The 13,310-nt window shown below is 66.6% G+C and carries 13 protein-coding genes and 1 pseudogene; 6 read left to right on the top strand and 8 right to left on the bottom strand.

Annotated features, from left to right (window positions below; genetic code table 11):
- Position 1: 1 nt before the first annotated feature.
- The gene (locus BMZ21_RS00190; protein WP_091828506.1) at positions 2-1,048 is read right to left on the bottom strand and encodes an HD-GYP domain-containing protein; all 1,047 of its coding nucleotides are present in this window, start codon (positions 1,046-1,048) and stop codon (positions 2-4) included.
- Positions 1,049-1,346: 298 nt separating this feature from the next.
- Positions 1,347-1,958: a cold-shock protein gene (locus tag BMZ21_RS00185; protein ID WP_091828504.1), complete on the bottom strand. Its 612-nt coding sequence runs from the start codon at positions 1,956-1,958 to the stop codon at positions 1,347-1,349.
- Between the two features lie 217 nt (positions 1,959-2,175).
- On the opposite strand from BMZ21_RS00185, the gene BMZ21_RS00180 reads away from it, so the two are divergent.
- Both BMZ21_RS00180 and BMZ21_RS00175 read left to right on the top strand, forming a co-directional pair.
- Positions 2,176-3,294: a mandelate racemase/muconate lactonizing enzyme family protein gene (locus tag BMZ21_RS00180; RefSeq protein ID WP_091828503.1), complete on the top strand. Its 1,119-nt coding sequence runs from the start codon at positions 2,176-2,178 to the stop codon at positions 3,292-3,294.
- Between the two features lie 11 nt (positions 3,295-3,305).
- Entirely contained in the window at positions 3,306-3,938 is a 633-nt protein-coding gene (locus BMZ21_RS00175) for a LysE family translocator (RefSeq protein ID WP_091828501.1), read from the top strand.
- Positions 3,939-4,136: 198 nt separating this feature from the next.
- On the opposite strand, the gene BMZ21_RS00170 is transcribed toward BMZ21_RS00175, so the two are convergent.
- Entirely contained in the window at positions 4,137-4,892 is a 756-nt protein-coding gene (locus tag BMZ21_RS00170) for an SIR2 family NAD-dependent protein deacylase (protein WP_091828499.1), read from the bottom strand.
- Between the two features lie 110 nt (positions 4,893-5,002).
- Between BMZ21_RS00170 and BMZ21_RS00165 the strand changes: the two genes are divergently transcribed.
- A complete protein-coding gene (locus BMZ21_RS00165) occupies positions 5,003-6,187 on the top strand; it encodes an aminotransferase (RefSeq protein ID WP_091828497.1) in 1,185 nt (394 codons plus the stop codon).
- Between the two features lie 173 nt (positions 6,188-6,360).
- Here the strand turns inward: BMZ21_RS00165 and BMZ21_RS00160 are convergent, their stop codons facing one another.
- Positions 6,361-7,563 (bottom strand): ABC transporter substrate-binding protein, encoded by a 1,203-nt coding sequence (locus BMZ21_RS00160; RefSeq protein WP_091830435.1) that lies wholly within the window; start codon positions 7,561-7,563, stop codon positions 6,361-6,363.
- A 52-nt stretch (positions 7,564-7,615) separates the two neighbouring features.
- The gene (locus BMZ21_RS00155) at positions 7,616-8,551 is read right to left on the bottom strand and encodes an alpha/beta fold hydrolase (RefSeq protein ID WP_091828495.1); all 936 of its coding nucleotides are present in this window, start codon (positions 8,549-8,551) and stop codon (positions 7,616-7,618) included.
- Positions 8,552-8,638: 87 nt separating this feature from the next.
- Between BMZ21_RS00155 and BMZ21_RS00150 the strand changes: the two genes are divergently transcribed.
- A complete protein-coding gene (locus BMZ21_RS00150) occupies positions 8,639-9,148 on the top strand; it encodes a MarR family winged helix-turn-helix transcriptional regulator (RefSeq protein WP_244543636.1) in 510 nt (169 codons plus the stop codon).
- A gap of 10 nt (positions 9,149-9,158) precedes the next feature.
- Here the strand turns inward: BMZ21_RS00150 and BMZ21_RS00145 are convergent, their stop codons facing one another.
- Positions 9,159-9,551, bottom strand: a complete 393-nt coding sequence (locus BMZ21_RS00145; protein ID WP_091828492.1) for a hypothetical protein — start codon at positions 9,549-9,551, stop codon at positions 9,159-9,161.
- A 278-nt stretch (positions 9,552-9,829) separates the two neighbouring features.
- On the opposite strand from BMZ21_RS00145, the pseudogene BMZ21_RS31095 reads away from it, so the two are divergent.
- Positions 9,830-9,937, top strand: a pseudogene (locus tag BMZ21_RS31095) (ClpX C4-type zinc finger protein); the annotation flags it as partial.
- A gap of 266 nt (positions 9,938-10,203) precedes the next feature.
- Here BMZ21_RS31095 and BMZ21_RS00135 read toward each other — a convergent pair.
- On the bottom strand, positions 10,204-10,965 hold the full coding sequence (locus BMZ21_RS00135; protein WP_091828489.1) for an SDR family NAD(P)-dependent oxidoreductase: 762 nt from the start codon (positions 10,963-10,965) through the stop codon (positions 10,204-10,206).
- Positions 10,966-11,118: 153 nt separating this feature from the next.
- Here BMZ21_RS00135 and BMZ21_RS00130 point away from each other — a divergent pair, with 153 nt between their 5' ends.
- Complete coding sequence (locus BMZ21_RS00130) at positions 11,119-11,721, top strand: TetR/AcrR family transcriptional regulator (protein WP_091828487.1); 603 nt, start codon at positions 11,119-11,121, stop codon at positions 11,719-11,721.
- 37 nt (positions 11,722-11,758) lie between these two features.
- On the opposite strand, the gene BMZ21_RS00125 is transcribed toward BMZ21_RS00130, so the two are convergent.
- Entirely contained in the window at positions 11,759-13,288 is a 1,530-nt protein-coding gene (locus BMZ21_RS00125; RefSeq protein ID WP_091828485.1) for a UxaA family hydrolase, read from the bottom strand.
- Positions 13,289-13,310 lie beyond the last annotated feature (22 nt).

Below are 13,310 nucleotides of genomic sequence, written 5' to 3'. Positions count from 1 at the left end.
CTCAGCCGGGCAGCACCACGGCCCGGAATGCCCGCAGCAGGTCGCCATCGAGCTTGGCGCCCATTCCGACCAGCATGGCATAGGCCTCCTGCGGGGCCATTGGCGCCTTGTAGGGACGTCGTTCGATCAGTGCCGCGTAGATATCACAGATCGTGACCATCCGGACGACGTCCGAAATCTCGTGCGCCTTCAGCCCCTGCGGATAGCCGGTGCCATCGAGATATTCATGATGGCTGCGCGCGGCCTCGGCGACCTCGCCGGCAAAGGCTCCCTGCCTCTGCAGCATCTCATAGCCGATCTGCGGGTGCTCGCGCATGATCGCGAGCTCCTCCGTCGTCAGCTTGCCGGCCTTGTGCAGGATCGCGAGCGGAATGCGGGCCTTGCCGATGTCGTGCAGGACCGCGGCACTGGTGACCTGCTTGCGCGCTTCTTCGGGAAAACCGAGCGCCCGCGCAAAAGCTGCGACGAGACCTGCCACCAGCAGACAGTGCTGATAGGTCGCATCGTCATGGTTCCAGACCAGCTCGAGCCAGGCGCCGAGATCGCGGTCGTCGGCAGCGCGGTTGATCGCCTCGACGCTGCCTTCGATAGCAGCCACCGGCAGCGCCCGACCTTCCGCGGCAGCCGAAAGCAGGTCGGCCATGCCGGCGGATGCCGCGATGAAGTTCTGCTGGATCGCGCCGCATCCTTCAGGATTGAGAATGCGGCCGATCTCGTCGAGCAGGGTCCTTGCCGGGAGGCCTGCCGGCAGGACGGCGCTCGCGCCGATCGCATTGGCCTGGATCGTCAGGCGCGGAGATTGGTCCCGCAGCAGGCAGAGAAAGGGCATGCCCTTGCGCCGGTGCGCCGCGACCCGATCCCGGATGGCCTCGACCGCGACGCGGTTCGACAGATCGACGTCGCTGACGAGCAGCCGCGTCGGCACCGGCCCGCCTCGTGCCGGACGATACAGGTCGACGACATCGCACGGCCCCCACAGCGACAGGAGTCGCTCGAGTTTCTGGCTCTCTTCCGGACGGTCGGTGATCAGCAGCACGGCAATCGACATGTCCCCATAACGAAGACACTCTAGCTGCAGGTTCCTTGAGGTCAGGTGAAGCCGATTCACTCAAATTCGCCGTTTCTGTTCAGAACCGGCTGAGGTCGCTAACTCCGGGCCTGCCGCCGCCTCGCGCTCGCCTCGGCATATTGCAGCGACCGGTCCAGATTTGCGCGGGGGAGGTCGAAGGATTCGCCCATCTGCGCCAGCACCTCGTCGATATCCGGCGCTGCATGCTAGTCGTGAATCGCCATCCGAACCGCAACAAAAAAGGCGCCTCAGGGCGCCTTCTCCGAAAGGATCCTTCTCAGTGCGAACTGGGCGGCCCGCCCTGCTCGAACCGGATCTCGGCCGCCATCAGCCCCTTCGGTCCAGGCCCGTAGCGCACCAGCACGGTCTGCCCCGGAATCAGCTCGACGATGCCGTAGCGGCGCAGCGTTTCCATATGGACGAAGATGTCGGGCGCGCCCTCGCCCGCCGAGACGAAGCCGAACCCCCGCAGGCGGTTGAACCACTTCACCACCATGCGCTCCAGCCCGCTCGTCGGCGTCACCGTCGCATTGGTGCGCGGCATCGGCATCTCGGCCGGATGGCGCGCCGCGGAGGTGTCGATCGAGAGCACGCGCGTGGCCTGGCGACCACGCGCCTTGGCGACCGCCTCGAGCACGATGCGCGCACCCTCGGCGATGGCATGGAAGCCGTCGCGCTTCAGGGTGGTGACATGGACCAGGACATCGCTCCCGCCATCCTGTGGCACCACGAAGCCGTAGCCTTTGCTCACATCGAACCATTTGACGTGGCCGATGATCTCGACCACCTGCTCGGCGATCGTCTCAGGCCCGTCCAGACGCACGATCCGGTTGAGCGATTGCAGCGGGCCGACCGGTGGCCTGCCTCCGTCGCCGTATTCGTCGGACATGTTCCGCTCATCTCCGCCGCGAACGTGATTCGTGACGTGACGATAGCACCCGGACGAAGCCGGGAAACAGCCGCTTACCGCTCATCCACATCATCAGCATGCGCAAAGCGCGCGTAGGGTCGCCGAAAGCCGCGCCTTGTCGCTTCCGCGCATCAGGTCGATGATCGGCCAAAGAGTCGCGAGGCAAGAGTCGCGAGGCAAGAGCCGGAGCACCGTCATGCGCATCGCCCGTATCGAGCCCTTCATCCTCCATATCCCGGTCACCGGCGGCTCGATCGCCGACTCGACCCACCGGATCAGCCATTGGGGCGTGGTCGGCACGAAGATCGTCAGCGAGGACGGGCTCACCGGCTACGGCTTCACCGGCACCCATGCCGATCTCGCCTCCGACCGGCTGATCACGTCGTGCATCCGCGATTGCTACGCGCCGCTGCTGGTGGGCGAGGACGCCTCCGAGCATTCGCGGCTCTGGCTGAAGCTCGCCCGCCATCCGGCGCTGCAATGGGTCGGCCGCGCCGGCATCACTCAGCTGGCTCTGGCCGCCGTCGACATCGCGCTCTGGGATCTCAAGGCGAAGAAGGCGGGCGTGCCGCTCTGGCACCTGCTCGGCGGCGCCAGCAAATCGAAGCTCGAGGCCTACAACACCGATATCGGCTGGCTCTCGATCCCCAAGGACGAGCTGGTCGAGGGCGCGCGCATGGCGGTCGAGCGCGACGGCTTCCACCGCATCAAGATCAAGGTCGGCCATGCCGATCCGATGACCGATATCGGGCGGCTGGAAGCGGTGCGCCGCGCCATCGGCGACCATGTCACCATGGCGATCGACGGCAACGGCAAATGGGACCTGCCGACCTGCAAGCGCTTCTGCGCCCGCGCCGAGGCGCTCGACCTGCTCTGGTTCGAGGAGCCGCTCTGGTACGACGACATCGGCTCGCATGCCGAGCTCGCCCGCTCGACTTCAATTCCCGTCGCGCTCGGCGAGCAGCTCTATACGCTCGATGCCTTCCGCGCCTTCGTCCAGGCCGGCGCGATCCACTATGTCCAGCCCGACGTCACGCGCCTCAGCGGCGTCACCGAATACATCCAGGTCGCCGAGCTGACGCTGGCCCATCGCCTGCCGGTCGCGCCCCACGCCGGCGAGATGAGCCAGGTCCACGTCCATCTCGCCTACTGGCATCCGGCGACGCCGGTGCTCGAATACATTCCCTGGATCAAGGACGCCTTCGCCGACCCCGCCACTGTCGCCGATGGCTGCTTCCTGCGCCCGCAGCAGCCCGGTGCCGGCACCACGCCGACGAAGGATGCCTTCCAACGCTTCGCCAAGCCGCTGGCCTGAAGGACCCCGCCATGCTCGATGTCGCCACGCTCGCTCTGTTTACTGCCGCCTGCGCCGTGCTGACGGCGACTCCCGGCCCCGACATGCTGCTGATCGCCTCACGCAGCATGAGCCAGGGCCGCGCCGCCGGCTTCATGACCTATGTCGGCATCGCCGCCGGCAGCTATCTCCAGGCGCTTGCTGCCGCCTACGGCTTGTCGCAGCTCTTCCTGCTCGTGCCGGCCGCCTATGACGCCCTGCGCTGGGCCGGCGCGGCCTATCTCGCCTGGCTCGCCTGGAAGACGTTGCGCTCTCCCGCGACCTTGTTCGCGCCGACGGCCGATGCCGCGCGTTTCCCGCTGCGCCAGATCTTCCTGCAGGGCCTGCTGACCAATCTGCTCAACCCGAAGATGGCACTGTTCATGCTGGCCCTGCTGCCGCAATTCCTGAAGCCCGAGGCCGGCTCGTTGCTGCTGCAGGTCGTGGTGCTCGCCACGATCCTCAACCTGATGGGCCTCATCGCCAACGGCATCGTCATCCTGACGGCGAGCCGGCTCGGCCGCGCCATTGCGAGCCGGCCGCATCTGGCGCTCTGGCCACAGCGCATCCTCGGCGCCGTCTTTGGCGGGCTGGCAGTGCGCTTGGCGTTCGCTTCGCGCGACTAGTTGATCACCCGCCTTTGGACAAAACCCTTCCCGTCATGGTCGGGCTTGTCCCGACCATCCATGTCTTCGCCGCTAGCGAGCGGTGTTCAAGACGTGGATGCTCGCCACAAGGGCGAGCATGACGAGCTGGAATGGTGTCGTGTTCATGGGTTCCGCGCTCGCTGCTCCGCAGCGCCCCGGGAAGACCGCCGAGCCTGATCAATTCGCCAGTCGCGCCAAGGCCGGCCCGATCTCGCTGCGCACGACGAGATCGGCGATCGGGTCGAGATCGGTCGGCTCGCGATTGAGAATGACGAGCTTGGCGCCGTTGCGCTTGGCGATCACCGGAAAGGTCGCAGCCGGAAAGACGACGAGCGAGGAACCTGCAACCAGGTAGAGATCGGCCGACATCGTCAGCTCATGCGCCCGCAGCATCGGCTGCTGCGGCATCTGCTGGCCGAAGGAGATCGTCGCGGTCTTCACGATCCCGGCGCACATCATGCAGGAAGCCGGCTCGCCGCTCGCCTCGAAGGCCTCGCGGATCGCCGAAAGCTCGTGCCGCCAGCCGCAGGTCAGGCAGGTGGCATAGGTGCCGTTGCCGTGCAGCTCGATCACGCCGTCCTCGGCGATGCCCGAAGCCTGGTGCAGGCCGTCGATGTTCTGGGTGATCACGCCGGGCGAGCGCCCTTCCGCCACCAATGTCGCCAGCGCCCGGTGGCCGCGGTTAGGCTTGGCATCGCGATAATGGTCGTCCATCGCGAATTTGCGCCGCCAGGCCTCGATCCGCGCCTCACGGCTGGCGAGGAAAATATCGAACGGAATCGGCTTGTTGCTCATCCAGGGTGAGCCCGGCGTACGGAAATCCGGCACGCCCGATTCAGTCGAGATCCCCGCCCCGGTGAACGGCACAATCACCCGGGCGCGGTCGAGCAGGGCATGCAGTTCCTCGATCGCGTCCTGTGTCGTCTCGTCCATGCCGTCAGCCTCGCATTGCTCAGGTTCGAATATGGGGGCTGCCGGCGCCGCGCTCCAGCCCTGCCGGCACAGGCGTTGACGCAGCGAGAAACGCGCCGCAAAGCTCAACCATGCCTGCGTCCTCTCCCGCCCCGCTCAATCCCGATCTCATCGACACCGCGACGCCGCCGATCCCCGAGGCCAAGGCCTGGGCTCGTGGCTATGCCGGCGGCAACGGCCCGCTGATCGACCTGTCGCAGGCGGTACCCGGCTCGCCGCCGCCGGCCGCCCTGCTCGAGCGCCTCGCCGAAGCCGCCGCGACCGCCGAGAGCACGCGCTACGGACCGATCGTCGGCGACGATGTCCTCCGCGAGGCCTATGCCGCCGAGAGCAGCGCCTTCTATGGCGGGGCGATCCGGCAGCAGGAGATCGCGATCACCGCCGGCTGCAACCAGGCCTATGTCACCGTGATGATGGCGCTGGCACGGGCCGGCGACAATGTGCTCTTGCCGACGCCCTGGTACTTCAACCACGAGATGACGCTGAACATGCTCGGCGTCGAGCCGCGCCCGCTGCCCTGCGACCCGCAAGCCGGCTTCGTGCCGGATGCCGAAACCGCCGAGGCGCTGATCGACGAGCGCACCCGCGCCATCGTCCTGGTGACGCCGAACAATCCGACCGGGGCCGTCTATCCGCCTGCCGCCATCGCCGCCTTCGCCGCGCTCTGCCGCAGGCGGAAGATCTGGCTGGTGCTCGACGAGACCTATCGCGACTTCCTGCCGGAAGGCGCCGACCGCCCACATGAGCTCTTCGCTGCAAGCGACTGGCAGGATTCGCTGATCGGCCTCTACAGCTTCTCCAAGGCCTATGCGGTGCCCGGCTGGCGGCTCGGAGCGATCACCGCCGGCGAGGCGGCGCTCGCCCAGATCGGCAAGGTGCTCGACTGCATCCAGATCAGCCCGGTCCGCGCCGGCCAGAGCGCGGTCGCCTGGGGCATCGACGGCATCCGCGCCTGGCGCGAGGCCAATCGTGCCGAGATGAACTCGCGCGCCGCACTGTTCCGCCAGGCGATCGCGCCGCTGAACGGCTGGACCGTGCTCGCCGCCGGCGCCTATTTCGCCTATGTCGCCCACCCCTTCGAGGGCGTGCCGGCTGCGGAGGTCGTCCGCCGGCTGGTGCAGGAGCGCGGCGTGCTGGCCCTGCCCGGCCCCTATTTCGGCCCCGGGCAGGAGCAGCATTTGCGCATCGCGATCGCCAACGTCGCGGCCGAGCGCATCGCCGCACTCGGCGAGCGGCTGCAAGGCTTCGCGCTCTGATCGTGGCAGGCCGCTAGTCCTCGGCATCCCCACGCTGTCATCCCGGACAAGCCGCGTAGCGGCGCCGATCCGGGATCCATTCCGGAGCCTATCCGAGTAAGGTTGCGGAATGGGTCCCGGGTCTTCGCTTCGCTGCGCCCGGGACGACACACATATGTTGTTGCGAGGGAAGCTTACCCCTTCGCCCCCGGACACTTGCTCTCCGACAGCGGCCAGACCGTCTCCTCCGGCGCGACCTTCCGCACGATCTCGAAATAGTCCCACGGCCCTTTCGAATCCGCCGGCTTCTTGACGCGGGCGAGATACATCTCGCGCAGCACCCGGCCGTCGGCACGGATCCTGGCGTCCTTGGTGAAGGCGTCGTTGATCGGCATGGCGCGCATCGCGGCAGCGACCTTGTCGGGATCGTCGGTGCCGGCTTCCTTGATCGCCTTGAGATAGTGCAGCACCGAGCCGTAGACGCCGGCATGCAGCATGGACGGCATCATCCCAGCCTTCTCCAGGAACTGCTTCGACCAGGCGCGCGAAGGCTCGTCGAGATCCCAATAGGAGGCAGTGGTCAGGTAGGTGCCCTGCGTCGCCTTCAGGCCGAGGCTGTGCACGTCCTGCAGGAAGAAGATCAGCGCCGCGAGGTTCTGACCCTGCTCGACCAGCCCGAACTCGCCGGCCTGCTTGATCGCGTTGATGGTGTCGCCGCCGGCATTGGCGATACCGATCACCTTGGCGCCCGAGGATTGCGCCCTGAGCAGGAAGGATGAGAAATCAGCATTGTTGAGGGGGTGGCGCACCGCGCCGACGACCTTGCCGCCATTGGCCTCGACCACGTCAGTCGCGTCCTTCTGGAGCTGGTGGCCGAAGGCGTAGTCCGAGGCCAGCATGAACCACGAGGTGCCGCCGGCCTTGACCACGGCCGAGGCGGTGCCGCGCGCGACGCCATAGGTGTCGTAGGTCCAGTGGAAGCCATAGGGCGAGCACTGCTCATTGGTCAGCGCCGTGGTGCCGGCGCCGGAATACATCACGATCCGCTTCTTCTCGCGGGCCAGCGACTGCAGCGCCAGCGCCACCGCGGAATTCGGCACGTCGACGACAGCGTCGACCTTGTCGATGTCGAACCATTGCCGGGCGATCGAGGTGCCGAGATCGGCCTTGTGTTGATGGTCGGCGGCAACGATCTGGATCGGCTTGCCGAGCACCGTGGCGCCAAACTCCTTCACCGCCAGCTCGGCTGCGATCACCGAGCCCTTGCCGCCGATATCGGCGGTGACACCGCCCATGTCGGTCAGCACGCCGATCTTGACGACGTCATCGCTGACCTGGGCCAGCGCCGGCATGGTGGCTAGCGCCATGAGGGCGCCGCCTGCGAGAAGCGACCGCATCATTATCCTCCCGAGCTATCGTCCGGCGGGCTGAACGCCGCCGGTTCGAGCGTCAAAGACCCCTTGCCTCCAGCCAGGCGACGATCAGGGCCGCGATCTCGTCGCTGTTGTCTTCGCACATCGGCATATGACCGTTGCCGGCGATGCCGCGCTCCGGCAGGTACACGAACTCGGCACCAAGAAAGCGTGCCGTCGCCTCGTCCACCGCGCGCGGATGGCGCGGATCGCTGTCGCCGGTGACGATCAGGATCGGCATCTTGGCCAGATTGGCCGGATCGGCGATGCGCAAGCCCTTGCCGCCGATATTGAAGCGCTCGTTCATCAGGCGCGCGCTCTCGGGCACGATCGAGCGGCGATAGGCCTCGAAAGCCTGCTGCGGAAAGCGCGCGGAATTGGCCCAATAGGCCCGCATGAACTCGGTCGGGATGAAGAGCGGCTTGTCTTCCTCGACCCGGACAGGGCAGCCCAGGCTCTCGTCGTCCTTCAGCTTCGCCACCGCCTCGGCATCGTCGGGCAGAACGGGCAGAAGATTGGCCGGCCCGCCCGGCGCGATTCCGACGATCGCCGCGACCGCCTTGGGGCTCCGCTCGGCGATCCACCAGGCCATCGGTCCACTCGCGGAATGCACCAGCAACGCCGCCGGTCCGATTTCCTCCAGCAGCCGCTGCAGGCTCTGCGCGATCTCGACGCTCGACAGGGTTGCGAAATCCGGCCGCATCGCCGAGCGGCCATGGCCCGGCCAGTCCGGCACGAAGACCTCGCGACCGCAGGCGAAGACGGACGCCCAGCCGGGCCGACCGTCCGGTGTCGTCAGATAGCAGGCGCCGGTATGGCCGCCGCCATGGACGAGGACGATCGGCAAGCGCCCCGCTTGAGCGCCCCCGAGCCGGTCGACATAGATCGGATGGGCGTCCGTCCCCGAATAGAAGCACTGCCGCTCCGGCGCGTGCGAAAGCGCCTGTCGCCTTGTGGCACCAGCCTGGTCCATCGCCTCCTCCCGGCACGGCAAAACCGTGCCATTGCTTAGCGAGAATGCTAGGACCGGCTCATGGCGCGCGCAACAAAAAAGTCTAATGTGAGACTAATTCCGCAGGACGAGGCCCGCGAGCTCGACGCCGGGCAGCGGCGCGCCATCCTCGACGGCACCGCGATCCCGACCGCCTACAAGATCGGCTATATCCTCAACTTCTATCGCGAGCCCTCTTTCCGGGCGATCGAGATGGAGTTCGGGCTGACCCGGCCGGAGATCGTCATCCTGATCTTTCTGACCGTGCGCGACGGCGCCACTGCCAGCGAGTTCTGCGAGTTCTCCGGCCACCTCAAGGCGAGCGTCAGCCGCGCCGTGATCCTGCTCGAGAAGAAGAAGCTGATCCGGCGCGAGCCCGACAAGGCCGACAGCCGCCGCCAGCTCCTCTTCCTGACGGCGGACGGCCGCGCCCTCTACGAGCGCTACATTCCGGCGCTCAAGGCAAGGGAGGCAGCGATGCTCGATTGCCTTTCCGGCGATGAGCGAGGCCAGTTCGGGCGGCTGCTCGACAAGCTCGCCGCCCATGTCCCGCACTGGGGCTTCGCTTCGGAGCTCTGAAACGCGAGGCTCAGCGCAACAGCGCGGCATAGCGCTCGCGATAGGCGTAGACCAGGAGCCCGCCCGCCACGATCAGGATGATCGCGACCGGAATGCCGGCCGGGTTGATGGCGAAGTGGAACAGCACGATCACCGCCATCACCGGTGCGATCAAGGCGAGCCCGAAGGCCGGCACGACATTGAACAGCAGGCTCAGGCCGCCGGCGAGGTTCACCGCCTTGAGGAAGGGCCAGAAGAAGCCGGAGTTCTGCAGCGCGGCTTCGAAGATCAGTCCGCGTTCGGACGTCGGCGGGTGGATCAGGTGAGTGCCGGTGGCGAGCCACCAGAAGCCGTCGACCGCGCTGACGATGAAGAGCAGGCCGAGGACGATACGGGGCAAGGTGACCATCAGAAAATTGCGCATGGAACAGAGCTCGATGAGACTGGAGAGGATTTGGCGGATAGCCGCGCCTGCTTGGCCCGAGCAGAGGCGCTTTTGCAGAGCAGCCTGCCGTCATGTGCATAGGCACGGCCGGCAGCAACCGGCCTCTCGCCAAACGTCAAGTCAACCTTGACAAGACTGGGCAGGCCGGAGTAGGCCTTTCGTCAAGCTTACCTTGACAGGAGACGGACATGGCGGTCTCGGATCAGGCTCCGGCCGAAACCGGTTCCAGCGGACGCCGGAAGCAACCGGGCAAGGCGTTGAAGCCGCTCCTGCACTGTTCCTTCTGCGGAAAGAGCCAGCACGACGTCGAGAAGCTCGTCGCCGGGCCGGCCGTCTTCATCTGCAATGAGTGCGTTGCCAAGTGCAACGCGTTCATGGCGCTGCCGGTGGATGCGCCGCAGCCGGATACGGAGGTCCGGAGTATCCAGCAACTCGAGACGCTCCCGAGCGAGCGGCTGCTGCATTGGCTCAAGGTCGAGGCTGCACTTTACGAGCACGCCGCCACCGGGCTCGGCCGGACCGTCGATGTCCTGCGCAAGCGCAAGGTCTCATGGGCCGCGATCGGCGAGGCGCTCGGGATTTCCCGACAGGCCGCCTGGGACCGTTTTTCCTGACGCGCCGCCAGACCGCTTCAGATCCCTACGCCACCCGACACGCTGATCACCTCGCCGGTGATATAGCCCGCATTCGGACCTGCCAGGAAGCCGACCGTACCGGCCACCTCCTCGAGCGTGGCGAGGCGGCGGATCGGGTGCAGGTCTAGGAATGCCTCGGGAGCGTCCGTGCTGCCGAGAGCATCGACCATCATGTCCGTCGGCATCGCGCCGGGCTGCACCACGTTGGCGGTGATGCCGCGTGCGCCGAGATCGCGGGCGACCCCTCGCGCATATCCGATCAGCGCGGCCTTGCTTCCGGCATAATCGGCCACCCCGGGCATCAGGGCGTACGTGCCGAGACGCGAGCCGATGAAGACGATCCGGCCGCCATCCGACAGCACGGGAGCCGCCGCGCGCGTCAGGGCCACGGGTCCCATGACGTTGATCTGCCATTGCCGATCGAGATTGAACGTATCGAGATCGGGGCTATCGACCGTCTTGCCCTGTACCGCGATGGCTGCGTTGTTGACCAGGATGTCCAGTCTGCCGAAATGCGCCTTCACCGTGTCGACCAGCGGCTTGGCCGCGGCCATGTCGGCCTGGTCGCTCTGGATCGCGAGAGCGCGGACGCGATTCGCCGTCAGCTTCTCGACCACGGCCTGCGCCTTCTGGGCCGAAGCGACATAGCTGATCGCGATGTCCGCGCCCTGGTCGGCCAGCGCTTCGGCCACGGCGGCGCCAAGCCCGCGCGAGCCGCCGGTCACGAGGGCGACCTTGCCCTCCAGTATCTTCGACATGGGAAACTCTCCGGATGAATATGCCGCATGGGCCAGCGGCGGGCGCTGCCTGCTTATCGTAACGACTGTTACTGTAATGATTGGTATGAAATATGGACAATGCATGTCAAGTGGTTTAATAATGGCCGTTATGAAAAGAGCTGGACCGCACTGATGGGACGCCATCGCGAGTTCGACGTCGAGAAAGCACTCGACGCGGCGCTCTGCGTCTTCTGGCGCAAGGGCTATGAGGGCGCGTCCTATGCCGACCTGACGCAGGCGACGGGCGTCGAGCGGCCGGGCCTCTATTCGGCTTTCGGCAACAAGGAATCGCTCTTCGGCCTGGCCTTGAACCGCTATTACGAGCGCTATCTCGATCACTTTCCGAAGGCACTTCTACTGCCGACGGCACGCGAGGTCGCGGCAGGAGTCATCTATGGCGCGATCGACGTCAACACGCGTTATCCCGACCATCCCGGATGCCTCGGCATCAACGGCATCGTGGCGGGATCGGACGAGGCGGAGCCGGTGCGGCAGATGCTGATCGAGGCGCGCGCTGCCGGCGAGGCGCTGCTTCGCGAGCGCTTCGAGCGGGCCAAGGCCGAGGGCGACCTGCCAGAGACGGCCAAGCCCGATGTGCTCGCAGCGTTCGTGTTAACGGTGATTCACGGCATGGCGGTTCAGGCGAAGGCCGGCTTCAGTCGCGACATGCTACGGGCCATCGCCGCGCAGGCGCTGTCGACCTGGCCAACCGGCCGGCCCGGAACGTCAGGCTAGAGCGAGGCTGTAATAGCAACTCGCTCGCGCCCTCACCTCACATCGTCGCGCCGATCTGCCAGGGCACGAACTCGGCGTCGCCATAGCCCATCTCCTCGGACTTCGATTTCTCGCCCGAGGCGATCTTCAACAGGTAGTCGAAGATCTCCTTCCCCTTCTCCTCCAGCGTCACGCCGTCGAGGACATCGCCGCAATTGAGGTCCATGTCGTCGGTCTGCTTCAGATACATCGGCGTGTTGGTCGCGAGCTTGACCGAGGGCGTCGGCTTGCAGCCATAGGCCGAGCCGCGGCCGGTGGTGAAGGCGAGGATGTTGGCGCCGCCGGCGACCTGCCCCGTCGCCGAGACCGGATCGTAGCCGGGCGTGTCCATGTAGACGAAGCCCTTGCTTCGGACCGGCTCGGCATAGTGGTAGACGGCGGCCAGCGTCTTGGTGCCGCCCTTGGCGGCGGCGCCCAGCGACTTCTCCAGGATGGTGGTCAAGCCCCCCGCCTTGTTGCCGGGCGACGGGTTGTTGTTCATGTCCATCCGGGCGCGGGCCGTATAGTCCTCCCACCACTTGATGATGCCGACGAGCTTCTCGCCGACTTCGCGCGTCGCGGCACGGCGGGTGAGCAGGTGCTCGGCGCCATAGATCTCCGGCGTCTCGGAGAGGATCGCGGTGCCGCCATGCTCGACCAGGAGGTCGACCGCCTTGCCCAGCGCCGGGTTGGCGGTGATGCCGGAATAGCCGTCCGAGCCGCCGCACTGCAGAGCGAGCATAAGCTCGGAGGCCGGCACGGTCTCGCGCCTGGCCTGGTTGGCGATCGGTAGCATCACCTTCAGCGCCTCGATACCGGCCGCGACGGCCTTCCTGGTGCCGCCGGTCTCCTGGATCGTCAGCGTCCGGAAGACATCGCTCTCCTCGACGCCGTAGGCTTCCTTCATCCGCTTGATCTGGAAGCCTTCGCAGCCGAGGCCGACCACCAGCACCGCCGCCATGTTCGGGTTGCAGGCATAGCCCCAGGTCGTGCGCTTCAGCACCTCGAAGCTCTCGCCATTGTAGTCGATGCCGCAGCCGGTGCCGTGCGTCAGCGCGATGACGCCGTCGACATTGGGATAGTCGGCGAGCAGGCCCGAGCGCTTGACCTCCTCGGCCATGAAGCGCGCAGCCGAGGCCGAGCAGTTCACCGAGGTCAGGATGCCGACATAGTTGCGCGTGCCGGCATTGCCGGCCTTGCGGCGAAAGCCCTCGAAGGTCGCCTGCTGCTCGACCGGCAGCACGAACTCCGTCTTCGCCTCGGCGGCATAGGCATAGTCGCGCTCGAAGGCGTGGAAGCCGGTATTGTGCTCGTGCACCCATTCGCCGGGCGGGATGTCCAGCGTGGCGAAGCCGATGATCTGGCCAAACTTGCGGATCGGCTCGTCCTTGGCGATCCGGGTCAGCGCGATCTTGTGGCCGCGCGGGACGCGTTGCAGCGCGGTGACCCCGGCAGCACTGACGCCGACATCGATCGGATCGACGGCGACCGCGACATTGTCGGCGGCATTGAGCTTCAGCGTGCGCGGCGGAACGGCTTTGTCGAGCATGATGATACCTTGGAACCGGCGG

Origin of the sequence: Allobosea lupini (assembly GCF_900109525.1) — a bacterium.
GTDB classification, from domain to species: Bacteria; Pseudomonadota; Alphaproteobacteria; order Rhizobiales; family Beijerinckiaceae; genus Allobosea; species Allobosea lupini.
The sequence above is the reverse complement of the archived record's forward strand: the minus strand, read 5'-3'. Positions and strand labels throughout refer to the sequence as shown.

What these genes read in the sequence shown, in the direction of transcription:
- BMZ21_RS00130 (WP_091828487.1), top strand. Translation starts at nt 11,119, where the DNA reads ATGGGACGCCATCGCGAGTTCGACGTCGAGAAAGCACTCGACGCGGCG.
- BMZ21_RS00180 (WP_091828503.1), top strand. Translation starts at nt 2,176, where the DNA reads ATGCGCATCGCCCGTATCGAGCCCTTCATCCTCCATATCCCGGTCACC.
- BMZ21_RS00185 (WP_091828504.1), bottom strand. Translation starts at nt 1,958, where the DNA reads ATGTCCGACGAATACGGCGACGGAGGCAGGCCACCGGTCGGCCCGCTG.
- BMZ21_RS00190 (WP_091828506.1), bottom strand. Translation starts at nt 1,048, where the DNA reads ATGTCGATTGCCGTGCTGCTGATCACCGACCGTCCGGAAGAGAGCCAG.
- BMZ21_RS00135 (WP_091828489.1), bottom strand. Translation starts at nt 10,965, where the DNA reads ATGTCGAAGATACTGGAGGGCAAGGTCGCCCTCGTGACCGGCGGCTCG.
- BMZ21_RS00155 (WP_091828495.1), bottom strand. Translation starts at nt 8,551, where the DNA reads ATGGACCAGGCTGGTGCCACAAGGCGACAGGCGCTTTCGCACGCGCCG.
- BMZ21_RS00175 (WP_091828501.1), top strand. Translation starts at nt 3,306, where the DNA reads ATGCTCGATGTCGCCACGCTCGCTCTGTTTACTGCCGCCTGCGCCGTG.
- BMZ21_RS00160 (WP_091830435.1), bottom strand. Translation starts at nt 7,563, where the DNA reads ATGCGGTCGCTTCTCGCAGGCGGCGCCCTCATGGCGCTAGCCACCATG.
- BMZ21_RS00170 (WP_091828499.1), bottom strand. Translation starts at nt 4,892, where the DNA reads ATGGACGAGACGACACAGGACGCGATCGAGGAACTGCATGCCCTGCTC.
- BMZ21_RS00145 (WP_091828492.1), bottom strand. Translation starts at nt 9,551, where the DNA reads ATGCGCAATTTTCTGATGGTCACCTTGCCCCGTATCGTCCTCGGCCTG.
- BMZ21_RS00165 (WP_091828497.1), top strand. Translation starts at nt 5,003, where the DNA reads ATGCCTGCGTCCTCTCCCGCCCCGCTCAATCCCGATCTCATCGACACC.
- BMZ21_RS00125 (WP_091828485.1), bottom strand. Translation starts at nt 13,288, where the DNA reads ATGCTCGACAAAGCCGTTCCGCCGCGCACGCTGAAGCTCAATGCCGCC.